This is a genomic window from Nitrososphaerales archaeon (assembly GCA_032906765.1).
In the GTDB taxonomy this organism is placed as follows: Archaea; Thermoproteota; Nitrososphaeria; order Nitrososphaerales; family Gagatemarchaeaceae; genus DASPPF01.
In genome coordinates this window covers 1-25,670 of record JAJTZB010000005.1, presented here as the reverse complement: position 1 = coordinate 25,670, position 25,670 = coordinate 1, and the positions used below count along the sequence as shown (strand labels likewise).

34 protein-coding genes and 1 tRNA gene are annotated in these 25,670 nt (G+C 56.5%); 12 read left to right on the top strand and 23 right to left on the bottom strand.

The features are described from left to right. Positions 1-58 precede the first annotated feature (58 nt). On the bottom strand, positions 59-1,201 hold the full coding sequence (locus LYZ69_06410) for an aminotransferase class I/II-fold pyridoxal phosphate-dependent enzyme (protein ID MDV3278083.1): 1,143 nt from the start codon (positions 1,199-1,201) through the stop codon (positions 59-61). A 104-nt stretch (positions 1,202-1,305) separates the two neighbouring features. On the opposite strand from LYZ69_06410, the gene LYZ69_06405 reads away from it, so the two are divergent. Then, a complete protein-coding gene (locus LYZ69_06405) occupies positions 1,306-1,701 on the top strand; it encodes a cupin domain-containing protein (protein ID MDV3278082.1) in 396 nt (131 codons plus the stop codon). Between the two features lie 4 nt (positions 1,702-1,705). On the opposite strand, the gene LYZ69_06400 is transcribed toward LYZ69_06405, so the two are convergent. Next, positions 1,706-2,500: an SDR family oxidoreductase gene (locus tag LYZ69_06400; GenBank protein ID MDV3278081.1), complete on the bottom strand. Its 795-nt coding sequence runs from the start codon at positions 2,498-2,500 to the stop codon at positions 1,706-1,708. A gap of 69 nt (positions 2,501-2,569) precedes the next feature. Here LYZ69_06400 and rpl12p point away from each other — a divergent pair, with 69 nt between their 5' ends. Both rpl12p and LYZ69_06390 read left to right on the top strand, forming a co-directional pair. Then, positions 2,570-2,872, top strand: a complete 303-nt coding sequence (rpl12p, locus tag LYZ69_06395; protein MDV3278080.1) for a 50S ribosomal protein P1 — start codon at positions 2,570-2,572, stop codon at positions 2,870-2,872. Positions 2,873-3,032: 160 nt separating this feature from the next. Beyond that, the gene (locus LYZ69_06390; GenBank protein MDV3278079.1) at positions 3,033-3,392 is read left to right on the top strand and encodes a hypothetical protein; all 360 of its coding nucleotides are present in this window, start codon (positions 3,033-3,035) and stop codon (positions 3,390-3,392) included. A gap of 36 nt (positions 3,393-3,428) precedes the next feature. Here LYZ69_06390 and LYZ69_06385 read toward each other — a convergent pair whose 3' ends face one another. Both LYZ69_06385 and LYZ69_06380 read right to left on the bottom strand, forming a co-directional pair. Next, positions 3,429-4,301: a 50S ribosomal protein L10 gene (locus tag LYZ69_06385; protein MDV3278078.1), complete on the bottom strand. Its 873-nt coding sequence runs from the start codon at positions 4,299-4,301 to the stop codon at positions 3,429-3,431. A 2-nt stretch (positions 4,302-4,303) separates the two neighbouring features. Further along, a complete protein-coding gene (locus LYZ69_06380; protein MDV3278077.1) occupies positions 4,304-4,954 on the bottom strand; it encodes a 50S ribosomal protein L1 in 651 nt (216 codons plus the stop codon). Between the two features lie 170 nt (positions 4,955-5,124). On the opposite strand from LYZ69_06380, the gene LYZ69_06375 reads away from it, so the two are divergent. Then, positions 5,125-6,387: a transposase gene (locus LYZ69_06375; protein ID MDV3278076.1), complete on the top strand. Its 1,263-nt coding sequence runs from the start codon at positions 5,125-5,127 to the stop codon at positions 6,385-6,387. 21 nt (positions 6,388-6,408) lie between these two features. Here LYZ69_06375 and LYZ69_06370 read toward each other — a convergent pair whose 3' ends face one another. The 3 genes from LYZ69_06370 to LYZ69_06360 are packed head-to-tail and all read right to left on the bottom strand — an operon-like array spanning position 6,409 to position 7,561. Next, a complete protein-coding gene (locus LYZ69_06370) occupies positions 6,409-6,891 on the bottom strand; it encodes a 50S ribosomal protein L11 (protein MDV3278075.1) in 483 nt (160 codons plus the stop codon). A 6-nt stretch (positions 6,892-6,897) separates the two neighbouring features. After that, on the bottom strand, positions 6,898-7,386 hold the full coding sequence (locus tag LYZ69_06365) for a transcription elongation factor Spt5 (GenBank protein MDV3278074.1): 489 nt from the start codon (positions 7,384-7,386) through the stop codon (positions 6,898-6,900). A 7-nt stretch (positions 7,387-7,393) separates the two neighbouring features. Further along, positions 7,394-7,561, bottom strand: a complete 168-nt coding sequence (locus LYZ69_06360) for a protein translocase SEC61 complex subunit gamma (protein MDV3278073.1) — start codon at positions 7,559-7,561, stop codon at positions 7,394-7,396. A 217-nt stretch (positions 7,562-7,778) separates the two neighbouring features. Between LYZ69_06360 and LYZ69_06355 the strand changes: the two genes are divergently transcribed. After that, positions 7,779-8,006 (top strand): hypothetical protein, encoded by a 228-nt coding sequence (locus LYZ69_06355; protein ID MDV3278072.1) that lies wholly within the window; start codon positions 7,779-7,781, stop codon positions 8,004-8,006. A 6-nt stretch (positions 8,007-8,012) separates the two neighbouring features. Here LYZ69_06355 and LYZ69_06350 read toward each other — a convergent pair whose 3' ends face one another. Both LYZ69_06350 and LYZ69_06345 read right to left on the bottom strand, forming a co-directional pair. Then, positions 8,013-8,363 carry a cation transporter gene (locus LYZ69_06350; protein MDV3278071.1) on the bottom strand — a complete coding sequence of 117 codons (351 nt, stop codon included), beginning with the start codon at positions 8,361-8,363 and terminating at the stop codon, positions 8,013-8,015. After that, a complete protein-coding gene (locus LYZ69_06345) occupies positions 8,258-8,626 on the bottom strand; it encodes a hypothetical protein (protein ID MDV3278070.1) in 369 nt (122 codons plus the stop codon). The genes LYZ69_06350 and LYZ69_06345 overlap by 106 nt, the downstream gene beginning before the upstream one ends. Positions 8,627-8,834: 208 nt before the next feature. Between LYZ69_06345 and LYZ69_06340 the strand changes: the two genes are divergently transcribed. Together LYZ69_06340 and LYZ69_06335 are read left to right on the top strand one after the other, a co-directional pair. After that, on the top strand, positions 8,835-9,662 hold the full coding sequence (locus LYZ69_06340; GenBank protein ID MDV3278069.1) for a hypothetical protein: 828 nt from the start codon (positions 8,835-8,837) through the stop codon (positions 9,660-9,662). Then, entirely contained in the window at positions 9,659-9,973 is a 315-nt protein-coding gene (locus LYZ69_06335; GenBank protein ID MDV3278068.1) for an MGMT family protein, read from the top strand. The genes LYZ69_06340 and LYZ69_06335 overlap by 4 nt, the downstream gene beginning before the upstream one ends. On the opposite strand, the gene argF is transcribed toward LYZ69_06335, so the two are convergent. The 10 genes from argF to LYZ69_06285 all read right to left on the bottom strand — a co-directional run bounded on the left by argF (position 9,960) and on the right by LYZ69_06285 (position 15,829). Beyond that, positions 9,960-10,922 (bottom strand): ornithine carbamoyltransferase, encoded by a 963-nt coding sequence (gene argF, locus LYZ69_06330; protein ID MDV3278067.1) that lies wholly within the window; start codon positions 10,920-10,922, stop codon positions 9,960-9,962. The two genes, LYZ69_06335 and argF, sit on opposite strands and share 14 nt — an antisense overlap. 35 nt (positions 10,923-10,957) lie before the next feature. After that, complete coding sequence (gene ftsY, locus LYZ69_06325) at positions 10,958-11,863, bottom strand: signal recognition particle-docking protein FtsY (GenBank protein MDV3278066.1); 906 nt, start codon at positions 11,861-11,863, stop codon at positions 10,958-10,960. 1 nt (position 11,864) lies between these two features. Next, entirely contained in the window at positions 11,865-12,329 is a 465-nt protein-coding gene (gene pfdA, locus LYZ69_06320; protein ID MDV3278065.1) for a prefoldin subunit alpha, read from the bottom strand. Further along, positions 12,326-12,991 carry a translation initiation factor IF-6 gene (locus LYZ69_06315; protein ID MDV3278064.1) on the bottom strand — a complete coding sequence of 222 codons (666 nt, stop codon included), beginning with the start codon at positions 12,989-12,991 and terminating at the stop codon, positions 12,326-12,328. The genes pfdA and LYZ69_06315 overlap by 4 nt, the downstream gene beginning before the upstream one ends. Positions 12,992-12,996: 5 nt before the next feature. Further along, positions 12,997-13,281 carry a 60S ribosomal protein L31 gene (locus LYZ69_06310; GenBank protein ID MDV3278063.1) on the bottom strand — a complete coding sequence of 95 codons (285 nt, stop codon included), beginning with the start codon at positions 13,279-13,281 and terminating at the stop codon, positions 12,997-12,999. Between the two features lie 6 nt (positions 13,282-13,287). After that, positions 13,288-13,446, bottom strand: a complete 159-nt coding sequence (locus LYZ69_06305; GenBank protein MDV3278062.1) for a 50S ribosomal protein L39e — start codon at positions 13,444-13,446, stop codon at positions 13,288-13,290. A 1-nt stretch (position 13,447) separates the two neighbouring features. Further along, positions 13,448-13,723, bottom strand: coding sequence for a DNA-binding protein (locus LYZ69_06300; protein ID MDV3278061.1), 276 nt, complete (start codon positions 13,721-13,723; stop codon positions 13,448-13,450). Between the two features lie 3 nt (positions 13,724-13,726). Beyond that, positions 13,727-14,197 carry a 30S ribosomal protein S19e gene (locus LYZ69_06295; GenBank protein MDV3278060.1) on the bottom strand — a complete coding sequence of 157 codons (471 nt, stop codon included), beginning with the start codon at positions 14,195-14,197 and terminating at the stop codon, positions 13,727-13,729. 62 nt (positions 14,198-14,259) lie between these two features. Continuing rightward, positions 14,260-15,474, bottom strand: a complete 1,215-nt coding sequence (locus LYZ69_06290; GenBank protein MDV3278059.1) for a transposase — start codon at positions 15,472-15,474, stop codon at positions 14,260-14,262. A 43-nt stretch (positions 15,475-15,517) separates the two neighbouring features. Beyond that, a complete protein-coding gene (locus tag LYZ69_06285) occupies positions 15,518-15,829 on the bottom strand; it encodes an RNase P subunit (GenBank protein MDV3278058.1) in 312 nt (103 codons plus the stop codon). Between the two features lie 54 nt (positions 15,830-15,883). Here LYZ69_06285 and LYZ69_06280 point away from each other — a divergent pair, with 54 nt between their 5' ends. The 3 genes from LYZ69_06280 (at position 15,884) to LYZ69_06270 (ending at position 18,034) form a co-directional block, all read left to right on the top strand. After that, positions 15,884-16,558, top strand: a complete 675-nt coding sequence (locus LYZ69_06280; protein MDV3278057.1) for a ribosome biogenesis protein — start codon at positions 15,884-15,886, stop codon at positions 16,556-16,558. Positions 16,559-16,586: 28 nt separating this feature from the next. Beyond that, positions 16,587-16,661 (top strand) — tRNA-Gly (locus LYZ69_06275). An 83-nt stretch (positions 16,662-16,744) separates the two neighbouring features. Further along, entirely contained in the window at positions 16,745-18,034 is a 1,290-nt protein-coding gene (locus LYZ69_06270; protein ID MDV3278056.1) for an MFS transporter, read from the top strand. A gap of 114 nt (positions 18,035-18,148) precedes the next feature. Here the strand turns inward: LYZ69_06270 and LYZ69_06265 are convergent, their stop codons facing one another. The 3 genes from LYZ69_06265 to LYZ69_06255 all read right to left on the bottom strand — a co-directional run bounded on the left by LYZ69_06265 (position 18,149) and on the right by LYZ69_06255 (position 23,174). Next, positions 18,149-20,008 carry a hypothetical protein gene (locus tag LYZ69_06265; protein MDV3278055.1) on the bottom strand — a complete coding sequence of 620 codons (1,860 nt, stop codon included), beginning with the start codon at positions 20,006-20,008 and terminating at the stop codon, positions 18,149-18,151. 166 nt (positions 20,009-20,174) lie between these two features. Beyond that, on the bottom strand, positions 20,175-21,473 hold the full coding sequence (locus LYZ69_06260; GenBank protein ID MDV3278054.1) for an amidohydrolase family protein: 1,299 nt from the start codon (positions 21,471-21,473) through the stop codon (positions 20,175-20,177). Positions 21,474-21,491: 18 nt separating this feature from the next. Next, complete coding sequence (locus LYZ69_06255) at positions 21,492-23,174, bottom strand: cytosine permease (GenBank protein ID MDV3278053.1); 1,683 nt, start codon at positions 23,172-23,174, stop codon at positions 21,492-21,494. Positions 23,175-23,454: 280 nt separating this feature from the next. Here LYZ69_06255 and LYZ69_06250 point away from each other — a divergent pair, with 280 nt between their 5' ends. Beyond that, positions 23,455-24,249 (top strand): SDR family oxidoreductase, encoded by a 795-nt coding sequence (locus LYZ69_06250; GenBank protein ID MDV3278052.1) that lies wholly within the window; start codon positions 23,455-23,457, stop codon positions 24,247-24,249. 205 nt (positions 24,250-24,454) lie between these two features. On the opposite strand, the gene LYZ69_06245 is transcribed toward LYZ69_06250, so the two are convergent. Next, entirely contained in the window at positions 24,455-24,814 is a 360-nt protein-coding gene (locus tag LYZ69_06245) for a hypothetical protein (GenBank protein ID MDV3278051.1), read from the bottom strand. A 214-nt stretch (positions 24,815-25,028) separates the two neighbouring features. On the opposite strand from LYZ69_06245, the gene LYZ69_06240 reads away from it, so the two are divergent. Beyond that, entirely contained in the window at positions 25,029-25,478 is a 450-nt protein-coding gene (locus LYZ69_06240) for a hypothetical protein (GenBank protein MDV3278050.1), read from the top strand. Positions 25,479-25,670: the final 192 nt, after the last annotated feature.

Below are 25,670 nucleotides of genomic sequence, written 5' to 3'. Positions count from 1 at the left end.
CGTGAGTTTCCGTTCGGAGTGGTTTTGATGAACGGCTCTTTCGGTTCTGCGCGCCAGCCTAGGGGTTCAAGCCAGAGAAGAAGCGTGCCAACCTGTCGATGCCTTCCTCCAGCGTCTCTGGGGCACCGGCGAAGGAGATTCTCAGCCGGCGCTCCCCGTGCGGTCCGAAGGCAGCCCCTGGGAGGACGGCCAGGGCCTGCTCCTGAAGTATCCTCTTGGAGAGCGCAATCGACTTCTGCCGCGCAGTGTAGCTAGGGAAGAGGTAGGACGCGCCGTCCGCCGTGTAGTGCTCGACTCCCTTGATCTTTTCGAGCCCCTCCTCCACCAGCTTCTTTCTCTTCGCCAGCTCCGCGTGGAACCCGGAGATGAAGCGGTCGCCGTTGGTCAGGGCGTAGGCGGATGCTTTCTGGATGAATGGTGGGTAGGAAGTGTAGGTGTTCTCGAGGAACTTGCAGATCCGCGAAACGTTCCTGGTGCTCCCGACAACATAGCCTGCCCTCCACCCTGTCATCGCGTAGCTCTTGGAGAGGCTGAAGAGCGAGATGACCTGGCTAGGCTTCCTCTCGAGTGAGCCGACAGAGAAGTGGCTTCCTTTGTAGACCAGGTCTTCATACGCCTCGTCGCTGATTATCACGACGTCCTTCTCCCTGCAGAGGTCATAGAGCTCCTTGAGCTCGCTCCTCCCGAAGACCCTCGCGGTCGGGTTGGACGGAGTGTTGATGATGACCGCACGCGTGCGCGCGTTGATCTGCTTTCTGATCAGGTCGACGTTCAGGGAAAAGTCTGCGCCGAGTCTATAATACCTGGGCTTCGCTCCCGCCAAGATGACAGGTTCGCTGTAGAAGTAGCCAGGGTCGGGCATGAGGATCTCGCAGCCGCTCCTCACAACCGCCATGAGCGAGGCGTAGACCGCGAACTTGGTTGTGAGGAAGATGGTGTTCGCGGGCTCGGCGTTTATCCCGTTCTTCTTTCTGACTTTCTTCGCTATGGCTCCCCTCACCTCCGCAGTTCCGTAAGAAGATGTGTAGTGCACTTCGCCAGCCTTCATCGCCTCGTACGCTACGTCCACGATCTCGCGGGGTGTGTTAAACGAGGGCTCCCCTATTGCAAGGGAGACGATGCGTTCGCCCGCTGCTTGTTTCTGGAGGACGAGGTTGACCATCTGGAGGGTGGGGGAGTTGGCCACCCTGTCGAGGAACACGCCCCGATTCACGGCGCGACTCGATTTAAGCTCTGGGAGCGGCCCTGCGGCTGTTCGGCAATCAGCATATATCAAAGGCTGGTCTCGGCGGGTAGGGACAACGTATGCAGAAGGGGCAGAAGACTGAGGACGAGTTCCTAAAGGCAGCGCTCTGGGAGGACAAGCCAGAGGCTTGGCATGAGATCATGAAGGGCGTCAAGAGGAGGGTGTTGACACACTCGCCTGTGGGGATGATGGTTCTCTATAGGATCGAGCCCAAGAGCGTCTTTCCGCTTCACTCCCACCCGCACGCTCAGTTCGGCGTCTTCCTCGAAGGAGGGGGAGACTTCTGGGTCGGAGATTCGGTCTGGCGGATGAAGAAGGGCGACTCTTACTACATCCCGCCGGGCATCACGCACGAGCTGAGGACAGACGAGAAGCAACTGAGTGTCATAATCGACTTCTTTACTCCGGAGAGGCAGGACTACCATCCGGAGACACTGCCCCCGGACCGCGGCTAGCGGTTCACCCCACAGAGTGGAGGTAAGCCCCGTCCACGGGGACTGTCGCGCCTGACACGTAGGAGGCCCTGTCGCTAGCGAGGAAGGTGATGACAGCGGCCATCTCCTCGGCCGTTCCGAGCCTGCCCAAGGGAATCTGCGCCACAGTCTCTGCCGTTGCCTGCTCGCGAGAGACCTTCGTCCTTGCCGCGCTGTCGTCGATAACCTTCCTTAGTCTGTCTGTGTCGATGTAGCCCGGGATGACGCCGTTGACGCGTATGCCCTTCGGTCCGAGCTCCCTGGCTAGGCTCCTCACCAGCCCGAGCATGCTGCCCCTGGCCACGTTCGACGTCGCGAGGTTGAGGACAGGCTCCCTGATTGTGAAGGAGGAGACGAAGACCATGTTACCCCGAGTGCCCGAGTCGATCATCAACGCGGCCACCCTTCGAGCTAGGTGCGCGGGAGCGACCATGAGGAGGTCGGCTGCCGCCCTCCAGTCCCGGTAATCTTTCTCCATGAAGGTCCCCGCGGGCGGGGGGCCCGCGACGTAGGCGAGGACGTCGATCCCGCCGAGAAGCTTCTTCGTCTCGTCGACGAGCCTGTCCAGGTCGGATTCGGCCATGTGGTCTGCGACGACGCCGTGGACCTCGCCAAGCCCTCGGAGCTGCTTCTCGGCCGCGGAGAGGTTGGCCCCATTTGAGGAGTTGATTACGACTCTCGAACCCTCCTGCAGGAAGGCCTTCGCGGCCCCGAACCCGATTCCCCTGCTCGCCGCGGTCACCAGGACGCGCTTACCCTTGAGGCCGGAGGGCTGATTCAAACTTCATTCAGAGATTTCTCTGGCGAACCTCTTAAATATTGAGGCTCGGGCGGCTGTCTGCGAATCAAGATGGAATACGTCTATGCGGCTCTGCTGTTGCACAAGCTGGGTAAGCCAGTCAACGAGGAGAACCTCACGAACGTAGTGAAGGCCAGCGGGACGACCCCCGACGCGGTCAAGATCAAGGCTCTGGCCTCCGCTCTGAGCGAGGTCAACATCGACGAGGCTCTGAAGAACGCGGCTGCCATGGCGGTCGCGCCGGCAGCTGCGGCGGCAGCAGGAGCTCCTGCTGCGAAGGCAGAAGAGAAGCCAAAGGAAGAGGAGAAGAAGGAAGAGGAGGCCTTGCAGGGCCTCGCGTCGCTCTTCGGATAGAAGAGACCGACTTTTTCTCGCATTTCTCCGTTGGCCCAGCGTGGGCTATGAGGTCAAGTCCGTCATATTGACACTGCATTCCTAGGGAACTCGCAGGGAGAGTGACGGTGCTCGCGCAGTTGCTCCATGTTTCTATTGTCGGTTCAGAACGTACGTCAAGTTGGGAAAACACTTCGCCATGCTGGGATTCGACATCTGGGACCGGGACATAATCGGCCACACATGGGCGATAATCGCACTGACCGGATTCCTGGGAGCTGTCCTCTTCGACCTGATACTGCTCCTGCCATTGAACCTCTTGATCTTGACTGCTGTCGGAAACAACGCTGCCCCCGCGTATGGATTCTACCAGATGCTTCCGCTCTACGGCTTGATGTCTCTCTGCGGCTTCTGGTGGGGGCTTCAGTTCGGGTTTGACGCGTACTATCCGAGGGCAAAGGCTCGCTTCGAAGCAAGAACGACGGAGCCTGCAATGGGAGTGCTGCAGCCGCTCGTCGTCGAGGTGAAGAAGCCGCGCTAGGGTTGGGTGGGTGTTGGGGAGGCGAGCGCTTTTGCCTTACTTGTACCCTTTCTCTTTTGCCTTCGCAGCGAGCGCTGAGGCCTCGACCTCCGCCTTTGCGAGAATCCTCGGAGTGGTCTCCGGGGTCATGAAGCCAGCTTCCACCGCGAGGCTCATGGCCTCCCTGTAGGCCTTCGCGATTATCTCCGGGGCCGTCTCCTTTGTTACGTATCCGATGAATATTGCCAAGCCCCTTGAAGAGGTATACGCCTGGACCAGGCTCTGCCTGTACTTCTCCAGGTCTATGGCCACGAGGTCGCCGGCGTAGATCAGGCCGCTCTCGTACGCCAGGGCTATCGAGACGCCAGCCTTGATCGGCTTGATGTTCAGCTTGGAGAGAAGGCTGGCCAGCTTGGGCGTTATCACTGCGCCCTTCTTCACTGCGACCGAGTCCTTGTTGACCCAGATGCTGCCTGCCTCGATCTTGGTCTGAATCCCAGCCTCCCTGAACTCGCTCAGCACTGGACCGGCAGGCAGGCTGGTGTTGCCAGCCGGGACCATGATGTTCTCAGGCGCAACGTCCCCTGCCCTAGCTGGGAGGAAGACCTTGTTCTTGTCGAGAGTGAGGAAGAGCTTGAACGGGTCGTAGGTCGAGAAGATGAGGGCGTTCTGGCCCGTCAGGTGGCCGATGAGCTGGTCGGCGTTCTTGATGCCCGCCTTCTTCAGCCCCCTCTCTGCAAGCTTGTTCTTCACGACGAAGACCTCCGCGTTGCCCCTGAGCGCTTTCCTGATCGCCATCAACTGGGTCGCCCTTACCTTCGAGAGGTTTGTGATCGCGAGTACAGGATACTTCTTGGCGAGCTCTGCTACCTTCTCCACCGTGGCTTCCTTCTTCGGGTTCGGCTTGTGGACTTGAACGGTTTCGCTCATGGTCACTCGGCCGCCTGCTTGGCAGGTTTGCCCATTGTCGTCTTGACCATAATCGTCTTGATGTTCCTGTCGCCGTTCGGAAGCTTCTTCACTACCGCCTGCACGACAGCAAGTATGTTCTCCGCCAAGTTGGCATCCGAGTGGCTGGCCTCGCCCACCTTCGCGGCGACGCCAAGCGAACCCCTGCTCCTGACCCTGATTGCCGTCCTCATCCTCTGGATTATCGCCTCGACGGGTGCGTTCGGAGGGACGGGCGTCGGTATCTTACCCTTCGGGCCAAGGGACTGGCCCAGAATCCTCCCTATTCGCGGCATGAGCGCAGTGTCCGCGAGGAAGAAGTCGTAGGTCCTGGCGAGCTTCTTCGCGTCCTTCTTGCTGCCCGCATAGTTCTCCAGCTGGGACGGGTCGATTACCGCATCTACCTTTGCGTTCTTCGCCCTGATGGCCATGTCGCCGGTGCCGATGAAGCAGATTGTTGCCTGCTTCGAGGTAGGATGGGGCAGGTGGACCGTCTCGTTGATGTTCAGGTCAGTCTTCTTGGGGTCGACTTCCTTGAGAGTCAGCACTACCTCTATGGACTGGGGGAACTTCCTCTCCTTTGACTGTTCCTTTCCCTTCTTGACCAGTTCTGCGAGCTGCTGATTTGAGAGCAACCTCTATCCACGGATTCCGAACCGAGCCATCCTGCAGAGATTAAAAGCGTTGTGCCGCCCGCTCTTTCAAGTCTGTGGGCCACGTTATTGGCTGTAAAGTGTTGGGCCAGGCTCCGCAAAGTATCCATCACCTTCGTGGGCGTTATATTCAGCTTCCCTCTGATTGGGTGTTGCAAGCGACCAAGTCCGCCACGCAGCCCAGCCGGAACGATGCTCTCGACACCCTCCTCGGTGACTGCCTGACCATGACCTACAACGCCGTCCATTACGGACGGCAGAATAGAATCACCAACAGGAAGGGAATGAAGGAGTTCTACCGTTCGCTCAGGGAGACAGACCTCCCCTCATGCTACAAGGTCGCTGCGATAACGAGGGCATGCGCAGTACTGAAGAGCAGAGAGAAGAGCGAGAAGAGGCGCGTGATAGTCAGCCATCATCAACCTCTCAGGCGGATGATCTGCATCACCTCTGGTTTCTTCATTTCAGCCAAGGGCAGGCTCTTCATACCCCTGAAGCGAGATAAGTATACAGACGTCCAGCTCAATCACCACCTCCAAGAGAAGCTCGCTGGCACGAAGGTCAGGAGCCTCACGATAACGCCTGACTCGCTTTCGCTCTGCTTTTCAGGGAAGGTCGAACCAATCGAAGTCCGTATTGTGTACGGCGTCGACAGGAACGAGAAGAACCTGACATTCGGGAACCGAGATGGGGTCGTGCAAATCGACATGTCCGAGACGGTGAGGATTAAGCAAACGACACGGGAGATACTAGGTTCGTTCAAGAGAAACGACGTGAGGGTGGGGAGGAAGCTGGCCTCGAAATACTGGAAGAGAGCTACCGACAGGACGAACCAGATGCTTCACGCCGCGGCGAACTTAACCATCGACCTCGCAGCTAAGAGCGGGGCGGCGCTCGCGGTGGAAGACCTCACCGGTATCAGCAGGATGTACCGGAAGGGGAACGCGCCGAGGCCCGATTACAGGTTCAGGTTGAACTCGTGGCCGTACAGAAAGGTACACCGAATGTTGGAGTACAAGGCCACATGGAAGGGCGTGACCTTGATTCCGCTTACAAAGGCTGAGACCTATGGATCCTCAATGGTGCACCACGCATGCGGGGAGAGGCTCCGCAGACCCGAGAAGGGCGATATCGTGCATCGGAGGATGCTCTGGTGTCAGCCGTGTAAGACATGGGTGGATAGGGACGCCAACGCGGCGGTAGTCCTGTCACTGAGGGGGCTGGCATGGTTCGCCAGTTCCCTTCCCCGGCCGGGCAGTCGCTTGCAACAAGTGTCTGTGCAAGCTGGTGAGAAAGGGCTGGCAGGTGAAGCAATGAAGGGGAACCCGACGAAGCCGGTAATCCTCAGAGTCGATGCCAGCAAGTTGGCTTGTGGCCCGATGGTTTACAATCCGTCGCATGCCTCGTCAAGTTGACAGAACCTGCCGTCCTCTGGGCTACTGTAGCTTCGAGTCCCACTTGCCGGCGTCAATCTCCTTCATGAACTCCCTGGGGTCCTTCCCTTCGACCTTCACTCCCATGCTGACGCAGCTTCCGACGACCTCCCTCACGGCCGAACGGACAGACACAGAGTAGGAGCCCGCCATCTTGCTCTTCGCGATGGCGACGACCTTGTCCACGGTCAGATCGCCAGCGAACTCCAAGTTTGGCTTGGACGAACCCTTCGGGATGGCAGCCTCCTTGACTATAAGGGCAGACGTGGTCGGAGTGCCGACGGTTATCGTGAACTTCTTTGTCTCCTGGTCGACCTCAATCTTGACTGGCACCCTCATCCCCTTGAAGTCTCCCGTCTGCTTGTTGATCTCGTTGACGATGCCTAGGACGTTGACACCCAGAGGGCCTAGGGCCGGGCCCAGCGGCGGTCCCGCGTTCGCCTCTCCGCCGGTCACGAGGGCGCTAATGGTCTTCTTGTCTCCCATCGATCATCACTTCGGGAGTTCCGTCTTCGCACGCTCTACCAATTTTAAGTACCCACCTTCTATTGTAATCGGCATCTGGTAGGGCGTGTCCAGCAGCACGACCGTGACCTCCTGCTTCTCCTTCTCGAGCCGCGATATCTTCGCCCGCATCGTCTTGAACGGCCCGGCGACTATCTCGACTGTGTCTCCCTCGTTCAACTCCGCGACCATTGACTTCGTCACCAGGAACTTCTGGATGTCCTCGTAGTACTGCATCATGCCTGGGATCTTCCCTCTCACGTGCTTGAAGCCCTGGATGCTCTCATCGACCGCTTGGCTTGAAGCCGATTCGAAGAGTACGTAACCCTTCCAGGTGTCCAAGGCGAGGATCGAGTAGATGGGTATCTTCTTCTGGACTACCCTGTGGGCGACGAAGGTGGCAACAGTCCTCTCCTGGCCGCCGGTGGTCTTGATTGGGAAGATTGGGTTGGACCGCTGCTGCTCTTGTTCGCTCATTGTATAATCACCCGAAGAAGAGGTTGCCGACGAGTTTGATGAGGAAGCCAATGACGCCGACTACTGCTATGCCTAGACTGACCAGCTTCAGGTAGAGCATGTACTCCTCCCGGTCGCTTTTGTGGGACAGCCTGAATATGGCGCCTACTGACTTCAGGAAATCTCTGAACCCCATATCCCGAGCTTGGCTCGACCGAGCGAACCGCTTTATATGTCTTAACGGGTCAACGGATGCAATTGGCCGGTCTGATGTCGGCGTTTCAAGACGTTGTAAGGAAACGCCCATTTTCACTCGTCGTCTCCGTGCTGCTGATAGCGACAGCTGTAGCAAACGTCCTTGATGCCACCACAACAGGGTCGGCCTTGGCGTCTGACTCTCCGAGTCTGACCCGATGACTGTCGCGCTCCTCCACAGTTACGGAGTGGCCGGCTTCGCGGCCGAGAAAGCCGGGATTGCCTTGATCTTCCTTCTCGTGTATGTCTACCAGAGACCGAGATGGGATAGGGCTAACATTGCCTTCTGTTTCGTCGTTCTCCTCTTCGCTGCCGTCGCCCTCGTCGAATTCGGGTATCCGGTGGTCAACAACTTCGCATTGATACTGAGTCGCTTCGGGCTCTGAGGCGGTTCACGTGTCAGGTGGCAGGGGAATGCCGCGTCCTTCCCTCGCTCTAGCTACGGCCTCCACTGCTTCCTTTGCCACGAAGGTGAGAATCAGCGCGGTCGCGACGTAATCGATCCACCACAGCCCGAGGAAGAACTCGGCGAGCAAGCTACCAAGGAGGGCGGCTGACATGAGGAAGCATGTTGCCGACTCCGCCGCGTCTGCAGACAGTGGCAGGCATCTCGTCTCCTTTCCTATCCTCCTCTTCTCTAGCCAGAGGTACGGCATGATGAGCACAGCCCCGGCAGCCACCACGATTCCGAGCGGCGATGTGTCGGGTCTGAGACCTGAGAGGTAGGAGTAACCTGCTCCCAATCCGATGACAGGGAGGAGCGCGAAGAGCAGATGCTCGTCGCCATCGCCGTCCTGTGACCGAGCACGTTCGAGCCGCCGAAATCCTCCCTTAGGTGGAGCGCCACGGCGATTCCAGAGGCGAGCTCGATTAGACTGTCGCCCCCAAACGCGAGGAGGGCGAAGCTGCCGGCGACCAGCCCTGCCCACATCGAACCTATCACCTCGACTGTCATCCACGCTGAGCCGGCGTACTCCAGCAGGAGGCCTCGCTGGATTCTACCCAACCGCCACGAGGCATGAGACTGGGCGCAGCAGCATGAGACGCAGTTGGAGCATTCGCTGGGAGTTACGCAGGTCGCGCACGAGGTTGGGCCGCAACCGCAGGCTGAGCAGCCTAGTGCGAGGGACAAAGAGAAAACGCGTTCCCTCCTCCCGCGCCCCGTCTATATGGTTTGCCATCGTTAATATCAGATTCTCGCCGAGGGGCGGGAGATGATGCCCCAGGGGGAGCCAGCCACGCTAGTGGTGGCTTCGTCGAACGACCTCGCTTCGAGGACGCTGGCGGCGGCTCTGATCAATGGCCACGGCTTCGAGTCGACGGGGGTCAGCCTTCTGGGCAAGCCGGTCTTCCAGAGGGACTCTTACCTGCTCTTCTTCTTCGAAGGGCTGATCATCAATCCTCCGGACCTCGACGCTTACTTCAACCCGCAGGCATACATCTTTCTGTCTAGGCACGTCGCCGAGTCGGGAATCGCCTCCCTAACTGCCCACACGACAGGGAACTTCTCTGAGAAGGCAGAGGTCGGCGGGAGGGCGAGGGAGATGGGGAGGGTCGACCCTGGTCTTCTGAAGAATTACATGGTCTCGCTCTCGAAAAGGCAGACGAAGGTGAAGGACTACGAGATCACAATCGAAGCGACTCACCATGGGCCCACCTCGCTTCTGAAGCCTGTCCTCTTCGTGGAGATAGGGGCGGCGGAGAGGAACTGGGGGGACGCGAAAGCGGCTTCCGTCGTGGCGGATGCGTTGATGGAAAGCCTTGCCGAGCGCAGGGTCTGGGGCAAGGTGGCCATCGGGTTCGGGGGGACGCACTACCCTGAGAAGTTCAGCAGCTTCCTTGTGGAAGGGGACATGGCGCTGAGCTACGTAGTCCCCAAGTACGCTCTGGGGAACATTGACGAGAAGATGATGGGCGAGATGTTCCAGAAGACGAACTCGCCGGTCCGCTACGCCGCCCTCGACTGGAAGGGGCTGGGCCCGCATAAGGAAAGGATATCTGCCCTTGTTGAGAAGTTCGGGCTCGAGGCAATCAGGGTTTGACTGTATCCAGGTTCGCGAAGAGAGTCTACGAGCTGACCTCCAAGGTGCCAGCGGGCAAGGTCACGACCTACGGCGCGATAGCCAGGAGGATGGGGAAGCCCAAGGCAAGCAGGGCGGTCGGGGGTGCACTTCGTGCCAACCCGACTCCTATCGTTGTGCCTTGCCACAGGGTCGTCAGGCAGGACGGCGGTCTGGCGGGATACGGAGGCGCGAAGGGAATCGCAAGGAAAGCGGAGTTGCTGAGGAAGGAGGGCGTGAGGGTCAGCGACGACCGCGTGGACCTCTCGCGGTTCCTCTTCAGTGACCTCTGACGAGGGACGAGAGCTCCCTCTTTCCAAGCATTAGGAAGCAGAGTAACGCCTTCTCGGTATGAAGTCTGTTCTCCGCCTCATCGAAGACGATTGAGTGCGGACCGTCTATCACGTCTGCCGTGACCTCTTCGCCTCTGTGGGCAGGAAGGCAGTGCTCGAAGACAGCGTCCTTCTTCGCGAGCGACATCAAGCGCAGGTTGACCTGGTATCTCGGCAGGAAGGCGTTCAGCCTCGTCTCCTTCTCTTGGTCGAAGCCCATGGAGACGAAGGTGTCTGTCATCACGCAGTCGGCTCCTCTTGCGGCGACCTCCGGGTCTTCGACGACGCTCAGCTTGGCCCCAGTCGGCTTCGAAAGACCTTCTGCAACACCCATGACCTCCGTCGAGGGCTCGTATCCCTTCGGGGTTGCCGCCACGAACTCGATTCCCGACAACGCTGCGCCCTGGAGCCAGGAGTTGCAGACGTTGTTCCCGTCTCCAACCCAGGCGACCTTGAGCCTCTTCAGCCTCCCCTTGTGTTCCCTGAGCGCAAGAAGGTCTGCGAGTATCTGGACCGGGTGATGCAGTTCGCTGAGGCCATTGATGACGGGTACGCTCGAAGCAGCCGCGAGCCTCTCAAGGTCGGCGTGCTTGTTGACCCTGGCCATAATCGCGTGGACATAACGGGACAGGACTCCCGCGGTATCCTCTACCGTCTCTCCCCTCCCGAGCTGCAGCTCGTTCGAGCCGAGGCTGATTGCTGACCCTCCCAGCTCGCTGATTCCAACCTGGAAGCTGACACGAGTCCTCGTGCTCGGCTTCTCGAATAGGAGCGCGATGGACTTCTCTTTCAGTGCGCGGGAGCCGAGCCCGGCTGTCCTGCGCCTCTTGAGCCTCTCCGAGAGGTCGAGGATGAGCTTGAGGTCGGCTGGGGTAAGCGCCGCAAGGGTGAGGAAATCCTTACCTTTCACGACGCCGGTACAGATGTCAGGCCGTTTAAATCTCGCTAGGCGAACAGAGAATCGATGAACTTGTGGTAGTCGAAGGGGACGAGGTCGCCGTACTCTTGGCCCACGCCGAGGTAGAGAATCGGCTTCCCTGTGGTGTAGACGATGGAGACTGCGGCCCCTCCTCGAACGTCTGCGTCCGCCTTCGTGAGTATCACCCCGTCGAATCCGGTGTACTTGCTGAATAGCTCTGCCTGCGACACAGCGTCGTTGCCTGTGAGCGAGTCTCCGACGAAGATCTTGAAGTCCGGGTTGACGACCCTCACTATCTTGGCCATCTCTTCCATCAGGTTCTGGTTCGTCTGCATCCTTCCCGCCGTGTCAATCAGCAGGCAGTCGACGTGATGGGCCTTGGCGTAGAGCTGGCCGTCCCTTCCCACGGCGGCAGGGTCAGCGCCGTACCTCTGCGAGACTACCTTCATCGCTATCCTGTCCGCGTGCTCCGTGAGCTGCTCTATGGCCCCCGGCCTGTGGGTGTCGCCTGCTGCAGTGACCACTGAGACGCCGTTCTTCTTCAGCAGCGTAGCGAACTTTGCTATGGTCGTGGTCTTGCCTGTGCCGTTGATTCCGAGGAAGAGGATCGTGTAGGGCTCTCCCTCCCTGTTCTTCTCCCTGATCTTGGTTACGACGTCGGGCAAGCTGGCCGAGGCGAAGGTCTTCTCGAGAGACGATGCGAGTGTCTTCTTGACGAGAGCGGAAGGCTCGTCGGACCTCTCGATCTTGACCCCGGAAAGGGCCTTCTTCACGTCGTCTGTGAGCTTCTCCGCCACCCCTTGGGCGACGTCACTCTCTATCAGGGCAAGCTGGAACTGGAATGCTATGTCATCGAGCTCGCCCTCGGAGAGCGTCCTCTCGCGGACCACAGACGTGACTGAGGAGAAGGCCCGCTTCAGCCCGTCGAACATATCAGCTCTGCTGGGCCTGAGAGAGCAGCGACTGGAGGTACTGCCTGTCCACCTCAAGCCTCTCCGCTATTTCGTTCCTCTGGCTTTGAATTGACAGTACGGAGGCCTCGACGTCCCTCGACCTGCTCTCCAGCATGGCCACCGCCTCCTCGCGCGGTTTCTCTATCACGACGTTCGCACCCACGTTTACGAGGACCTTTTCCGTCGAGGGAGGCGGCGACCTTACCATCGCTCCCCCTCCAATCTGGGTGAGTACCTCTGTCACCTTACCCTCGCCAAGGCCTTTGATAGCGTCCAAGGCTGCGCGACTCTCGATTAGCGCCCTCTCGAGCATGTTCTGCCTCGCCGAGAGTTCGTTGAGGGTGCCTTCTAGGATTCTAATCTCCATCACGACCGAGTTCATCTTCTCCTCGTCGGTCGGTTCTTTCTGCTTGCTCGACAATTGCAGCCCTCGCGTACTTTTCAAACCTTCAGCGCCCTTGTTATAAAGACAAGCTCCGGTCCGGTCGTCTGGTTCCCAACAACGGCGTTCTTCGAGTTGGCCACGATGCCGGATGCGACGTAGGGGACTCCCCTGTTTACAGAGGTCGGATATGCGTCGACTCCGAATAGTCGCCCAATCCTCTCCACCTCGCTCTCGCCGAGGTCTGGGTAGATGGCTGCGCCCGCATTCGTGGCGACTACTAGGGCCCCGACCTGGTAGTACTCGTTGATCGCCGCTCGCTCCACCTCGGTCCCGAGCACGTCGCGGACCTGGGCGACAGCCTTTGGTTCCAGCACAGGTGAGACGAGGGCAAACTTGTCGTTGGCTGCCACGAGGTTGCCCGCGGCTGTGAACCTTGACTCGAGCCTCTCGACGTCCAGGCCTGTCCCCTCGGCTATCTCTGCCATCTCATTACTCTCGGCGAGGTGGGAGACGAGAGCCCCCCTTCCGTTCAGGGCCACGAGCGGCCCGAGCAATCTGGATTCTCCTACGGAGGTCTGGACGGGCGTGACGCCGAGAGCTTCCGAGAGTCTCTCAACCTTGGTCGGTGCGAGCCCCTTCGGAACGAGTAGGAACCTGTCGTTGGCCTTCATGTAGACGCCTATGTTCGGGCTGCGGTAGACGTCTATGAGGTGGAGACCCACGCCTGTTACACTTTCGATGCTTCTGGAGCCAGGCCTATTGTGACCAAGCCGTCTTCGTCCCTCTCCATCTCCAGCCTGATGCGTCTCGGGGGATGCTTCATGCCCCTGGCCCAAATCCGCCTGTTGACGTCCTCCTTGATCTTGATTTCGTCCGCTTTCATGTGCCTCACTGTGAACTCCCTGATTACACGAATGGCGACCTTGGCCCTCCGGTACGGGGCCGCTTCGAAGACCACCCCGAGCGGTACGTTGTAGACCCTCGTGAGCGGCTCCTTCTTCTGCTCAGACATGTCTCATCACTTCAGCCCCAGCTTGCGCTTCCTCCAGTTCCTCCGCTTCGGGTTCGACCTGACGTGCCTGTTCGTCCGCACGACCACCCAGGTCGGGACGGACCTCGCGGTCTTGGTGGCGCTCATCAGCCTGTTCTTCTTCGACTTGTCCTTGACCCTGGCCATGTCATAGCCTCCTTATCTTCGTCTCGCGCTTCTGCCCTTGGAGCGCCTGGAGCATCTGCTTGACCTGCTCGTCGCCCACGGCCTGCTTGAGCTTGCCGCTGGATGCCAGCTGGACTATGTACTCCTCGATTGAGTTCGCGAGCTCCGGTTTTACCATCCTGACGTTCGCGAGCCGCTGTCTCGCCTCGGAGGTGAGGGCCATCCTCAGGACGCCTTCCCTGAGGGCCTTCTTCTCGGCTGCATCGTTGCCGGACTGCCCCTGTGTCGGCTCGGACATCGTCTAAGCGTACCTCGCTAGTTCCTTGTTATCCTTGCTCAGGTCGGCGAAGAGCTGCTTGCTCAGTTTGTCGAGCATCTTCGTGCCCTTGGGCGTGAGCGTCCTGCCCACCACCCTTCCCTTCTGACTCTTCGTCTTGTCGACAAGGCCAGCCTTCTCGAGCTGCTTGAGTATCGTCCTGATCGCGGAGCCGCCTGCGTCCCTGTGGTGCTTCGGGTAGTACGAGACTGCCTTCGAACCGCCGTAGCTTCTCTCGAAGTCGCCCAAGCCGAGGGGAGCGTGTAGGTAGAGCTTCCTCAGGATTGATGCTGCCCTCGCAAACCACCAGTCTGATTGGTGGGGTGGCCTCTCCGCGTGGGAGCCGGTCTTTGCGAACTGGGCCCACTCAGGTGGCTGCACTGTGGACTCGGCCTTTAGCTGCCCTGCTAGGGCTTCAAGCAGCTTCTCTGACGGAACGTCGTAGACGTTTACCATTGGTTATCACGAAAGCGGGGTCTTCGCCGTCTGTTCTTCGTATATAAGCGCTCTTGGTTCCGTCAGGTTTTCGGTTGACACCGGTTGCCTGGCTTCGAGGCATCGACTCTGAGGATTGGCGGCTCCCTGTCGTGTTCCGCGTTCCCCTTCACAGCTTCACCTGCCTCGCCTTTCGACTGGGCGAACCTCACCCAGCCCCTGCGCGAGATGTTGAGGACAGCACATAGGTCACGATCCTCCCATCTCTTGCATTCTCCGCACCACATCTGGCGATAGTGTTTCATGTCGCCTCGGGCAGCCGATTGGAGTCTCTCCCCGCATCTCGGACAGTCCATAGTGGTGCCTTTTGTCTCGCTTCTTGTCAGGGTGATTACTGGTACCCCTTCCCAAGTCGCCTTGTATTCCACTTGGCGCTTGAGCTCGTGGAACGTCCACGAATTCATGCGTCCCCTCTGTTTTCGTCCCTGCCAGTTGCCTTTCCTGTAGAGCTTCCTGATACCACGTATCTCCTCAAAGATTATCGTTTGACGATTGGATTTGGCATTCTGAACAATGTCCTTCGACACCCAATGGAGAATGCGCCTTGTTCGCTCGCGTCTACGCCTCCCGTATTTGGATGCGATTCCTTTCCTAATCCGTGAGTCGTTCCGCTTGAAGGAACTAATGATGCTCCTGGTGTTCTCGAAAATGCTCACCGCTTTCGAGATGTCGTAATAGGTCACTTGTCTTGCATTTCCGACTGTGATGTTCCTGAGATTTCTGTCTATCCCCATGGCGCCTCTCGTTTCACTAACCTCGACCTCCTTGACCTCTCTTGAGACGCACAACGACAGAGACCTGTCGGTCAAGGTGAAAGAGCGGACACTGAGCGTGGAGTCCGAAAGTGTCTGCGTTGTGCGGGCATTAAGGGGTATGGATTCGTATTCTCGGTCTCCGATTGGGATGAGGAGACGACTGGCTGCTATCTTGAAACCGTAGCATGAGACAAGAACTGGTCTCGACGTGTAGGGACTTCTCGTCAGATGCCCCCTCCGGAGCGACTTCTTCCTAGAAGAGAGAATCCCAGCCGCCCTAGAAATGGCACACAGCTTGTAGTAACTCGGAACATCGTCATATCGTCTCAATTCTCCGTAGGAAAGAGACGAAAGTCGTTTGAGTGTTGAGACGTTCTCTCGGAGTCCGACTCTGATGCAGTCGTTAGTCATCTGGCGGAATGTCTCGATTAGTTGGAGAACGACTGTACTGGGTATGTAGCTCTGCTTGACCGATTTCCGCACGAGCACAACATATGAGTTGAATGAGCTATTTAGCCACCATCAGTCAAGTGCGTGATAGAACCTTTCGGTTTACGCGGCCGCACTCGAGGCACGTGATGCGAATCGCGGGCGGCTTCCCTCGGCCAAGCCTTACTCTAGCGTTCACCCCTGGCACAATTAGCTTCTTGCAGCCGTGGCAGATGAAGCGCCTCAGAGAGTAGTCGAGCCTGACGTTGAAGCGGAGCATCACCTTCCTCGCCAGCTCTGCCTGCCTGCGGGCAAGGGCCATGTCTTCCTTCGAGGTCTTGATCGACGCGTTCAGCAGACTCTTGGCCGCAACAGCGGCGTCAGCCTTGGCCCCCTTTCTTGCTCTCACGGGCCGTGGGTTGAGAGGAAAGCGAATTAACCATGCGCATGCCTGCAGACGCAGATGAAGCTCAACCTCGTAATCGCCGAGGCGGCTCTCGAGCTGGTGCCGAAGGAACTCTGGCGCGACCCGTCTGTCGTGAACGACGCTAGAAGGAGGGAGGTCGAACCGGGGCGCATCTTGCTCGACAGGAGCTTCCACCACAGGGCGATGCTTAAGCTCAAGGACGGGTTCAAGCGTGGAAGGCCAGACCTGGTCCACGTGACGCTGTTGAGCACCACAGGTAGCCCGTTGTACACCGACGGGCTGGTGAAGGTTTTCGTTCACATGCATGGGGATCTCGTGGTGGAGCTCGAGGAGAAGACTAGAATTCCAAAGAGCTACTTCAGGTTCAGGGGGCTGATGGAGCAGGCGCTGTCTGAGAAGCCGAGCACAGGTCTGCTGAGGGTTTACCAAGCCAAGTTTGAGAGGCTGGTGGGCAGAATCGACTCCGACTCCGTTGTCGGGCTATCGAGGAATGGGCGCACGGTGACGATGGAGGAGCTGTGCTCGATGGTCTTGGTGGCGAGGAACCCGTGCCTGGTGGTCGGCGGGTTCGCCCATGGTCACTTCGCGCTAGGGACAACAGACGCGTTGGACGAGTTGGTGAGGGTTCACGAGAAGCCGCTCGACGCACACGTCGTGGCTTCTAGGGTGCTGTACGAGGTAGAGAAGCGCATCGAAAGAACTAATGATTAAAAGCGGTTCACTCTGTCCGCCCCATCGTGCGGTTGTCGTCCAGTCTGGTCTAGGACATCAGCCCTCCAAGCTGGTAACCCGGGTTCAAATCCCGGCGACCGCACAGCAATCCGGGCTCAAGCTTTCTTCAAGCTCAGCGGGTTGGACTAAATTAGCTATTAGACGTGGTAATCAGACCCTCGGTCGATGACTCAGGAGAGTCCACCTGCGTCCAGTCCCCGAGCCTGGCTGAACAGAAACGTGCTGGGGATGAGCCTGACAAGTTTGTTCTCTGACACGAGCCATGAAATGGCGACCTCGATACTTCCTTTCTTCATTGTCTTTACCTTAGGCGGAAGCGCAGCAATTGTAGGACTTGTGGAAGGCGCCTCTGACGGAGCTGCAAGCTTCGTAAAGTCGTATTCAGGTTACTACTCCGACAAATTGGGCAAGAGGACGCCGATAATGTACCTCGGCTACATTTTGACCGGGATTCTGATCCCGGCAATCGGCTTTGCAGTCTCTTGGGTTCAGGTTCTCGCTCTCCGAGTGGGAGCGTGGGTAGGAAGAGGTGCGAGAGGTCCTCCTAGAGACGCTTTGATGGTCGATTCTGTTCCGAGGGAAGCGGTGGGGAAGGCGTTCGGCTTCGAGAGAACCTTCGACACGATAGGGGCGGTCATAGGCCCGGCCATCGCACTTCTCTTGATTCCTTATCTCAATTTCTCTGCAATCTTCTTCGTTTCTGCCGTTCCTGCAGTCGTCTGTGTCGCCGTTGTTTTCACACTGGTGAAGGATAGGCCACGGACCAGGAGGGCAGAACCGGGCTCTGGTGGAGACCCGATGTCCTTCCTTCTGTCGATCAGGACTCTTCCGAGACGGTTCAAGGTGCTGTTGGTCAGCGTTGGCCTGTTCGGAATTGCCAACTTCTCCAACGTGATCTTCACCCTAAGAGCCGAGCAAGTCCTTCAACCCTCACTCGGGATATCGGGCGCTTCACAGCTCGCCGTGCTTCTGTATTTGCTGTTGAACATGATTTACGCACTAGGTTCTTTCCCGGCAGGATACCTCGCCGATAGGGTTTCGAAGCGAAACCTTCTAGCTTTGGGGTACTTGGTCTTCGCTCTAGCCTGCATTGCATCAATCTTCGAGACCCCGACTTTGCCGATTCTGATCACGATTTTTGTTTTCGCTGGGCTTCAAACTGCGATAGTCGACACGGTGGAGAGGGCGTTGGCCTCTGAAACGCTAGCCAGCTCCCAGAGAGGTACAGGATATGGAGTTCTACAAACGGTCAACGGAGTGGGCGATTTCATTTCAAGCGCAATGATAGGCATTCTCTGGACACTGTTCACGCCTGCCGTAGGATTCGCAAGCGTGGCAACAATTTCACTAGTCGCCTTGCTGCTGCTCCTATCGACTTTCAAGGAGAGCAAGCAGGGTATCCTACAGGCTGACGTTGGAGTCCGCAGTGTTTCAGCTAAACATGTAGAGCTGTAGTCCCGGCGACCGCACCTGTTGCCATGCGGACGTAGAGAATCGGCTAGCCTCCCCGGAGGGAGCAATGGGTTCTACTCGGGCTTCCGCGGAAAGCGGAGCCTGGTGGATTCCTCATCACCTGCTTTGATGGCGATTCTTCTTCGTTGGATTGATCGCAACTACATCGAATAGTATGCGTCTGAAGTTTATCGTCAACGTTCTTGCAAAGAACTGACCTTCGATGATCATTTCGTGCAGGTCGTGTTCGTTCTTTTCGTATAAATCGAACTCTTCAAACGAAAGACAATCTTCGAGATATGGCTTGAGCTTGGAGACATCAGGGTCTATCAAGACCTCCTTGGGTATCGGTTCCTTCCTCGAAGAAAGAAGCAAGTCATTCAATGCTTCTCTAGCTGCTTCATAGTTCTTCCATGCTTCCTCAACGAATGCGGTAAAGAGTCCGTTTGCGACCAGTCTTGAGGCGAATGAACCCTCCCTATCCTCCGAATATCCTTTGAGAAGATGCGCTTTGATATTGAGCTCGTTTGACTTGTCGAAGGCGTACAAGAATTCGCGAGCAATGCCTTCCATGTCCGACTTGTAGGCGTGGTTGAGTGAATCGCCGAACGCGCCGCTGGCCAGGAGAAATCTAGCCATATTATAATCACCTGAAATTAGGGCGCTGGAAATCATGTGTGAAAAGTCGGGCTCGTAGGGGGTCTCGCTCATCAAGAGTCCCTTCCAAGTGATTTCATGGGGATGGCGATTGATTGCTCCAATCTCAATAAGCCAGTCCTCTGCAAAGTTAACTTCACGATAATCTACCTTTGACATGAACTCTAGCTCTGAAAGCTTGAGGCCATACTTTGACATGAGGAGCACCAAATCAAACGGAGTCTCGGTTTCAAGAGCCTTGCGCACCGGTATCGGGTGGATCTTCTTTGGGATGGGTGTATCAGAGATGATGACGGCCCGACCGGGCTTGAATCGACCGATTCTCCCAATCATTTGCAAGAGAGAGTTATTGTCTATTTTCTTGTATTGGAGTGTCTTATGACCTAGCTTGTCCTTGCTATCAATCACCTCATTGAGTATCAATACATTGTCAACATAGATGTTTACGGAGGAAGCGATAACATTTGTCGCAAAGACCCTCAGATTCTTATCGAGCTCAGCTCTTTGCTGAATCTTGTTGACCTCTGAACCCTCAAGGCCTCCGTGAATGTAGACGCCACCGTAGCTGCTGGCATATCTTTCGACCAAGCGCCTTGTGGGGAGGAAGACCAGCCACGATTCATTGTGGGGCTGCGAATAAAGATAGTGGGACAGGGTTTCGAACATTTCATCGAGGTCCCTTGCAAGCTCTACCTCGAGCGCGACCGGATATCTACGCCCGCTCAGCGAATAGAGTTTTGACACTCTCAAGAAGGAGAGGAACTCATTTGGATCAATTGTGGCGCTCATGACTCGAAACAAGTTCCTTGCTTTCCCTTCCTGCTTCTTGGCAATTGACAGACACAGTTCTAGCTGGGATGACATCTGATGACTTTCATCAAAATAGATTGAAGAATCGAAAATTGAGTTCTCGGCTAGCATTCTAAGCAGGACGCCATCTGTGACTATCTTGATCTTGCCACCGACATTAATCTTGGTGTCCTTTGTGATGACGGCTAGTTCGGTTTTCATTTCTGGATGAAGCGCTTCAAGTGAATAGAATAGCGCATTGCACGAGGCCCTTGATGGCTCACGAATGACGATTTGTCTGCTCCTGTTGCATAACTCAAATTCGTGAATCGGGGTTACGGTGCTCTTTCCTGTCCCGACGTCGCCGATAATTACGAAATGGTCAGAAAAATCTATTGAATCAAGGATTGAAAAGATTGGAAGTCTTGGTTTCGCTATTTTGCCAGCCGCTTCTTCGGCTTGTCGCTCTCTTTCTTCCTCCAAGGCAACTGGCTCCGGAGAATTACGGATGTTGAATTCGTTGCTAGCCAAAAGAATCTCCCGAGCCCTCTAAAACACCATTGTCGGAAGGGGAGAAATAAACCCAGCCTCTTACAGATGTCGATGGTGGACTGGGGAATTTGAACGCAATTACGTGTGCGAACCGGCGACCGCACTTCATTCACAAGAACAGAAAAAAATGGAAGATAAGAGATATTCAGTCGGCCTTGACGAATTCGAGCGTTTCCCACTTCTTGTTGTGGAGTATCTCGCTGCTCATCCTTGAAAGGTTCTTTGCGATGATTCGCCCGTCTTTTATGACGTAAAGCGGAGGACCGAGGGTCCTGATTGCGTCGAGGACGGTGAACGCGTTTGCCAGGACGAAGTTCGCGTTCCGGCCCTCTTCGAGGCCGTAAATCGCCGTGTTCCTCCAAGCTTTCGATGCGTTGTATGTTATCAGGTTGATAGAGTCCGCTAGTTCCTGCTGGCCCATCATCTGGTCCACATGGACGGCCATGAACAGAACCTGCAGCATGTCGCCCACACCCAATGGGTACCAGGGGTCCATGATGCAATCGTGTCCGAGGCTCACGTTGACGCCCGATGCGAGGAAGAACTTGATTGGTGCCATGCCCCGCCTCTTCGGATAGCCGTCGAGTCTTCCCTGTAGGTGCATGTTGATTAGCGGGTTTGCGATGATGGTTATGCCAGCCTTTGAGATGAGACTTGAGATCCTGTACCTGTATGCTGAGTCCCAGCTGTGGCTCGCGGTCACGTGTCCAGCGGTGACGCGTCCGATCCACTTTTGCCGGATGGTGTTGGCTGCGACGACCTCAAGGAACCTGGATGATGGGTCGTCGGTTTCGTCTATGTGGCCGTCGATGTCCTTGTTGAACTTGGTCGCGAGGCGGAATGCGTCCTCGATTGATTTCACCCCGTCCTCTCTAGTCCACTCATTGTGAGGAATCATGCCGACGTTGTCGGCGCCGAGCTCGAGCGACTTTTCGAGAAGCTCTAGGTTGCCCGGGTCTGTTCTGATTCCGTCCTGAGGGAACGAGGTGACTTGGATGTTTACGAGGTCTTGCAACTCTTTCCTTCCCGTTACGAGAGCTTTGACTGTGTTCAGGTTGGTTGTTGTGGTGTCCGCGTGGGTTCTGAGCCAGAGGGTGCCGTAAGCGGCCATCCATTTTACCGCCCTTTCCACCCTGGACAGTATTTCCGCTTCCGTCAGTTTGTTCTTGATTTCTGCCCAGATCTGGATTCCTTCCCACAGAGTTCCGCTGATGTTGTACCTCGGATCACCCATTTTGAGTACAGAGTCGAGATGGAAGTGCATGTTGAAGAAACCGGGGAGGATGAGTCTGCCCTGGGCTTCTATCTCTTCTTCTCCTTTTGCCGAGATATGCTCAGATAGCTTCCTGATCCTCCCTTCGTCGACTGCCACGTCGAAGAGTTTGTCGCCCGGCTTGCCGAGCACTCGAGCGCCGCGAATTACTAGGTCGTATTCTTCCGGCACTATAGGTCACTCGCTCCTCTACGGGGCGGGAGTGGTCTTTTCCTTGTCTACTGCGCTTGCGTGCTTAGCAACTCCGAAAGTTGTGGCCGTGTCGTCAGCGATGTAGCCCTTCGTCAGGCTCCCCTTTAGTTCTGGTTGATACTTCGGTATCACCCATAGGGCCATCAGTATGATGTAGACTAGGCCTGCAATCGCGATTGCCGAGACCCATGCGTTCTGGAAGACCCAGTCCTGACCCGGATAGAGCAACGCCATGGATGGATTGATGTATGTACTTGGAGGGAACACGAGCACCATGGAAATTGCGAATGCGATCATGGCTGCGGGATTGAAGCCTCGGAAGTACCTGAAGCGGCCCTTGGAATAGAACAGGTCGTAGATTTCGAATTTGAACCTACGTATCACCGCATAGTCGAAGGTGATGATCCCTTCGACGCCGCCTAGTATGGCGCCGTATGTCAGAAGCCAGTTCTCAACGTAGGTTTGGGCGCTGAAGTAATAGCTCCACGACTGCAAGATGGCTGCGATGATGACGACTATCACAACCCCCATGAACCAGGTGATTCTCTTCGGATAGAGATTGGAGAAGTCGTAGCCTGGGCCAATGGTATCTGCATAGATGTTGACGACTATTACTCCGAGAAGGAGGAAGATTATCGTAAGATAGGCCAAGGGCTGACTCGAGATCGCGAGTGCCGATAGCAACACCGGGTCCCATATCGGTACCTTGTAGTAGACCAGAGATGCCCCTGTGGTAACGAGTCCGAGGAGGCCGATTCCGCCCATCAGGATGGGAAGGGGCAACTGTCCAACGGTCTGGGAGAATTGAGACTTCGCGTATCTCGTGAAGTCGGGCATGCTTATTGCCATCGTGGCCCAGAACGCGACGTTCGCGTTGATGAGACCGATGAGCGCGTACCAGAAGGCGGAACCGCTGACGGTCATAGGTGTGTTGAGGATGGCGGTCCACTGCCAGCCCGAGAGGTTCATCATGCTGAAGAAGAGTATTCCGAAGCCCAAGAACCCAATGAATGGGACCGTCCAGGAGATTATCTGCAGAGTCCTCTGGCCAGTCTTCGGGGGAGAGTAAAACAGGATTATCAGCCTGATGGCGATTGTTACAAGGAAGGTAGCCCAGAAGAGTATAGGAACCACTGTTGCGATTGTGAATGGGGAAGCTGTGCCGTTGGAGACGGAAGTGAACAAGGACTGGAGCTGGTTCGTGTTGATGAGGTAGATCGCCCCAACGCATTCAGCGATGATCCAGGTGTCGATTCCCCACCAACCTGCGCCGATGACGCCTCGGATTATCGATGGGATCCAGTTGCCGTAGATTCCCCACCTGCTCCTAGTGAGGGGGGTCTCAGGAACGCCGTACCTGGCGCCACCGTGGCTTTGGATAATCATCGGCACTAAGACGATTACGTTGCCGATTATCACTGCTAGGAGGGAGTAGAACCAGTCAAGACCAAAGGAATAACCGATAGATACGAGCGCCCAGGACTCCACTTCGACCGCCATGCCGAACCAGACGGCGAAGAATGTCCACGAGCCCCATCTCCTCAGCTTGACTGGAGTTGGATGAAAGTCTTCGTTCCAAAGATACTTCTCTTCGGGAAATGTCTTGTCGAGTTCGAGATATCCCTTATCTTTTTCGAACCGTACGTATTTTACCCGATCATCAGTCTCACTCGATGACAAGGGTAGCATGAATGTGTATTCGGTGACTATAAGCCTTTGGCCTAATGTCTAGGATGAAATCAATTGAGAGCCTGCGTATGGGGAATCAGACCTAACCGGTTGGATGGCTGCTAGCACTTTTGGAATGCTATTACAAGTTCATGATTACCTGTCCAAAGATTGGAGGCCTTCTGCGACCCCAGTAGCCCTGGTTCAATTCCCGGCGACCGCACTTCCTTATCAGACCTGAGAATCGCTTCCCACCTTAAATACCAAGAAGTGTCTGAACCCCGAAGGAAAGATGGGTATTTCTCGTGCGCAAGAGAAGGTTCGTCCCGCGATTCTGCAGGGAAAGGTGGCAGTTGTGACCGGCGCCGGGTCTGGAATTGGTAGAGCCATCGCGCAGCTTCTCGCCGACAAAGGATGCACAGTGATGGTGGTCGATGTAATCCCAGAGAGAGTGGACCAAGTTGTGGGCGAAATTCGGGCGGCTGGGAAGAATGCGTCAGGTTTGGTAATCGATCTTTCAATTGGAACTGAGGTCGATAGGATGATTGAGAGCACGCTGAGTTCGTTTGGCAAGATTGACATATTGTGCAACAATGCCGGCATAATGGATGGCGCAAGGCCAGTCGCCGATACGCCAGATGAGGTTTGGGAACGGGTCTTGGCAATTAACTTGAACGCGCCCTTCAGAGCGAGCAGAAAGGTGATTCCCATCATGATTGAACATGGTGGCGGTGCAATCCTGAACACGGCTTCGATCGCTGGTATCTTTGGTGCAAGGGCTGGCGTTGCCTACACTGTCTCGAAGCATGGGCTAATTGGTCTAACGAAAAGCATAGCGACATCGTACGGTGCAAAGGGAATCAGATGCAATGCATTGGTCTTGGGCGCGGTACAGACCGCAATTGGCATAGGAAGTACAACACCGAACCCTCTCGGGATGGAGAATCTGAACAAGACTATGGCCACCTTACCCAGAGTCGCGGACCCAGCAGAGGTTGCAAGACTCGCAGTTTTCCTTGTTTCTGACGATTCCAGCTATATGAACGGCTCGAGCGTGGTCGCTGATGCCGGCTGGACAGCATTCTAGGTGACAGAGCCTGCCAAGTCAATAGTTGCGAAGTTGCCGTCGGCTTCTACGCCAGTAGCGCGGACGATAGTTGCGAACGCGCGAGGGAATATTCGACCTGAACGCCAGCCGAACACAAGTATGCAGCATGTTCGTCCCGCACCACTGCGTGGCTGTAAGCAATGGAACTGAACCGGGTTTAAATCCCGGCGACCGCACTTCCCTCTTATCTTGTCGGAAAATCCAATTCTTTCTCGGGGATTCCAATTGACCGGCCATACTCAACAGCATCCTTCCAAGTAGATTTGTCATTGGCCAGCATTTCGAATTTCTTGCCACGAAAGACAACCACGAGGTAGTTTCTCCGCCAGAAGTGACAATACCATCCATGTTTGACTTGGCTGAGCAAACCATTGATCTGTTGTTCCCTCGCACACACGTAGTAAAGGTGCCATCTTCCTCGTTTGCCCTCCCCGAGGTCCAAGTCCTTCTTGGATATTCTAGCTTTGAAGACCTCGAAATTGTTGATTGTGCTTGGTTCCGCTAGACTTTCGGAGATTATGACTCCTTTCCATCTATCGTTCAATGTGCGATGCGTAGTGTCTGGGTTTTATTAGTGCACGCTCGATCCCAGTCCCACCCTCAGCGTTACGTGCTGAGTCGAGTTCAAAACGCCGCCTTCTTTCGGCTCTATGTGTAGAGCTGGTCTCGGCGACCACCTTACTTCGTCGATTCAAGTTGCGTAGGAAACCCCGCTTTGAACCGTAGATGTGACGGCCACAGGCTGGTAGAGATAGCGATTGAGAGTGAGGGGCGTGACTGTCCTGTTTCTCCTGGACCTTGTGTTGGCGGGCGCGATAGTCTACGTTCAAGTCGTGGACCACGGGGACATAACCCTAGACTTCAGGACTACGACAGTGGTCGTGACGTCCACCGTGGTTTCGCTCCAGGCCCCCTACGCTCGGGTGAACGTGACCTCGGTGAGTTGCGACGTCTCGACCCGGAGCTGCAGCATCTCCCTGTCGAACGATGGCAGCGAGGACGTCCAGCTGACCGCATGCATCTTTCAACAGTTTGACGGCGGGGTCGGAACGCTGGGTTCGAATGCCGGACTGCCTGGCCACAGCCAGACAAGTGTTGATTGCACCGCCCTTGCTGGCATGACAGGCATCAATCCGGGCGCGAAGATCCTGGGAGCTCTCTTCTTCGTGAGGGGGAACCCCCTTGCCTGGAGCGGCGTCTGGCACTGAGATGAAAGACACGACTAGTACAAACAGGATTCGAGTGAGCCGCGTTTCTCAGAACAGCCTCTGCGACCTTGTAGTGGGCTTTGGTGGAGGCGTCTCGGGCTCCACGTTGGTTTCCGCTGCCTCTTCCGAGGGAGATCGCGTCAGGCACACCATTAGCATTATAACCACAGCTCATTCGCCAAACGATGGCGG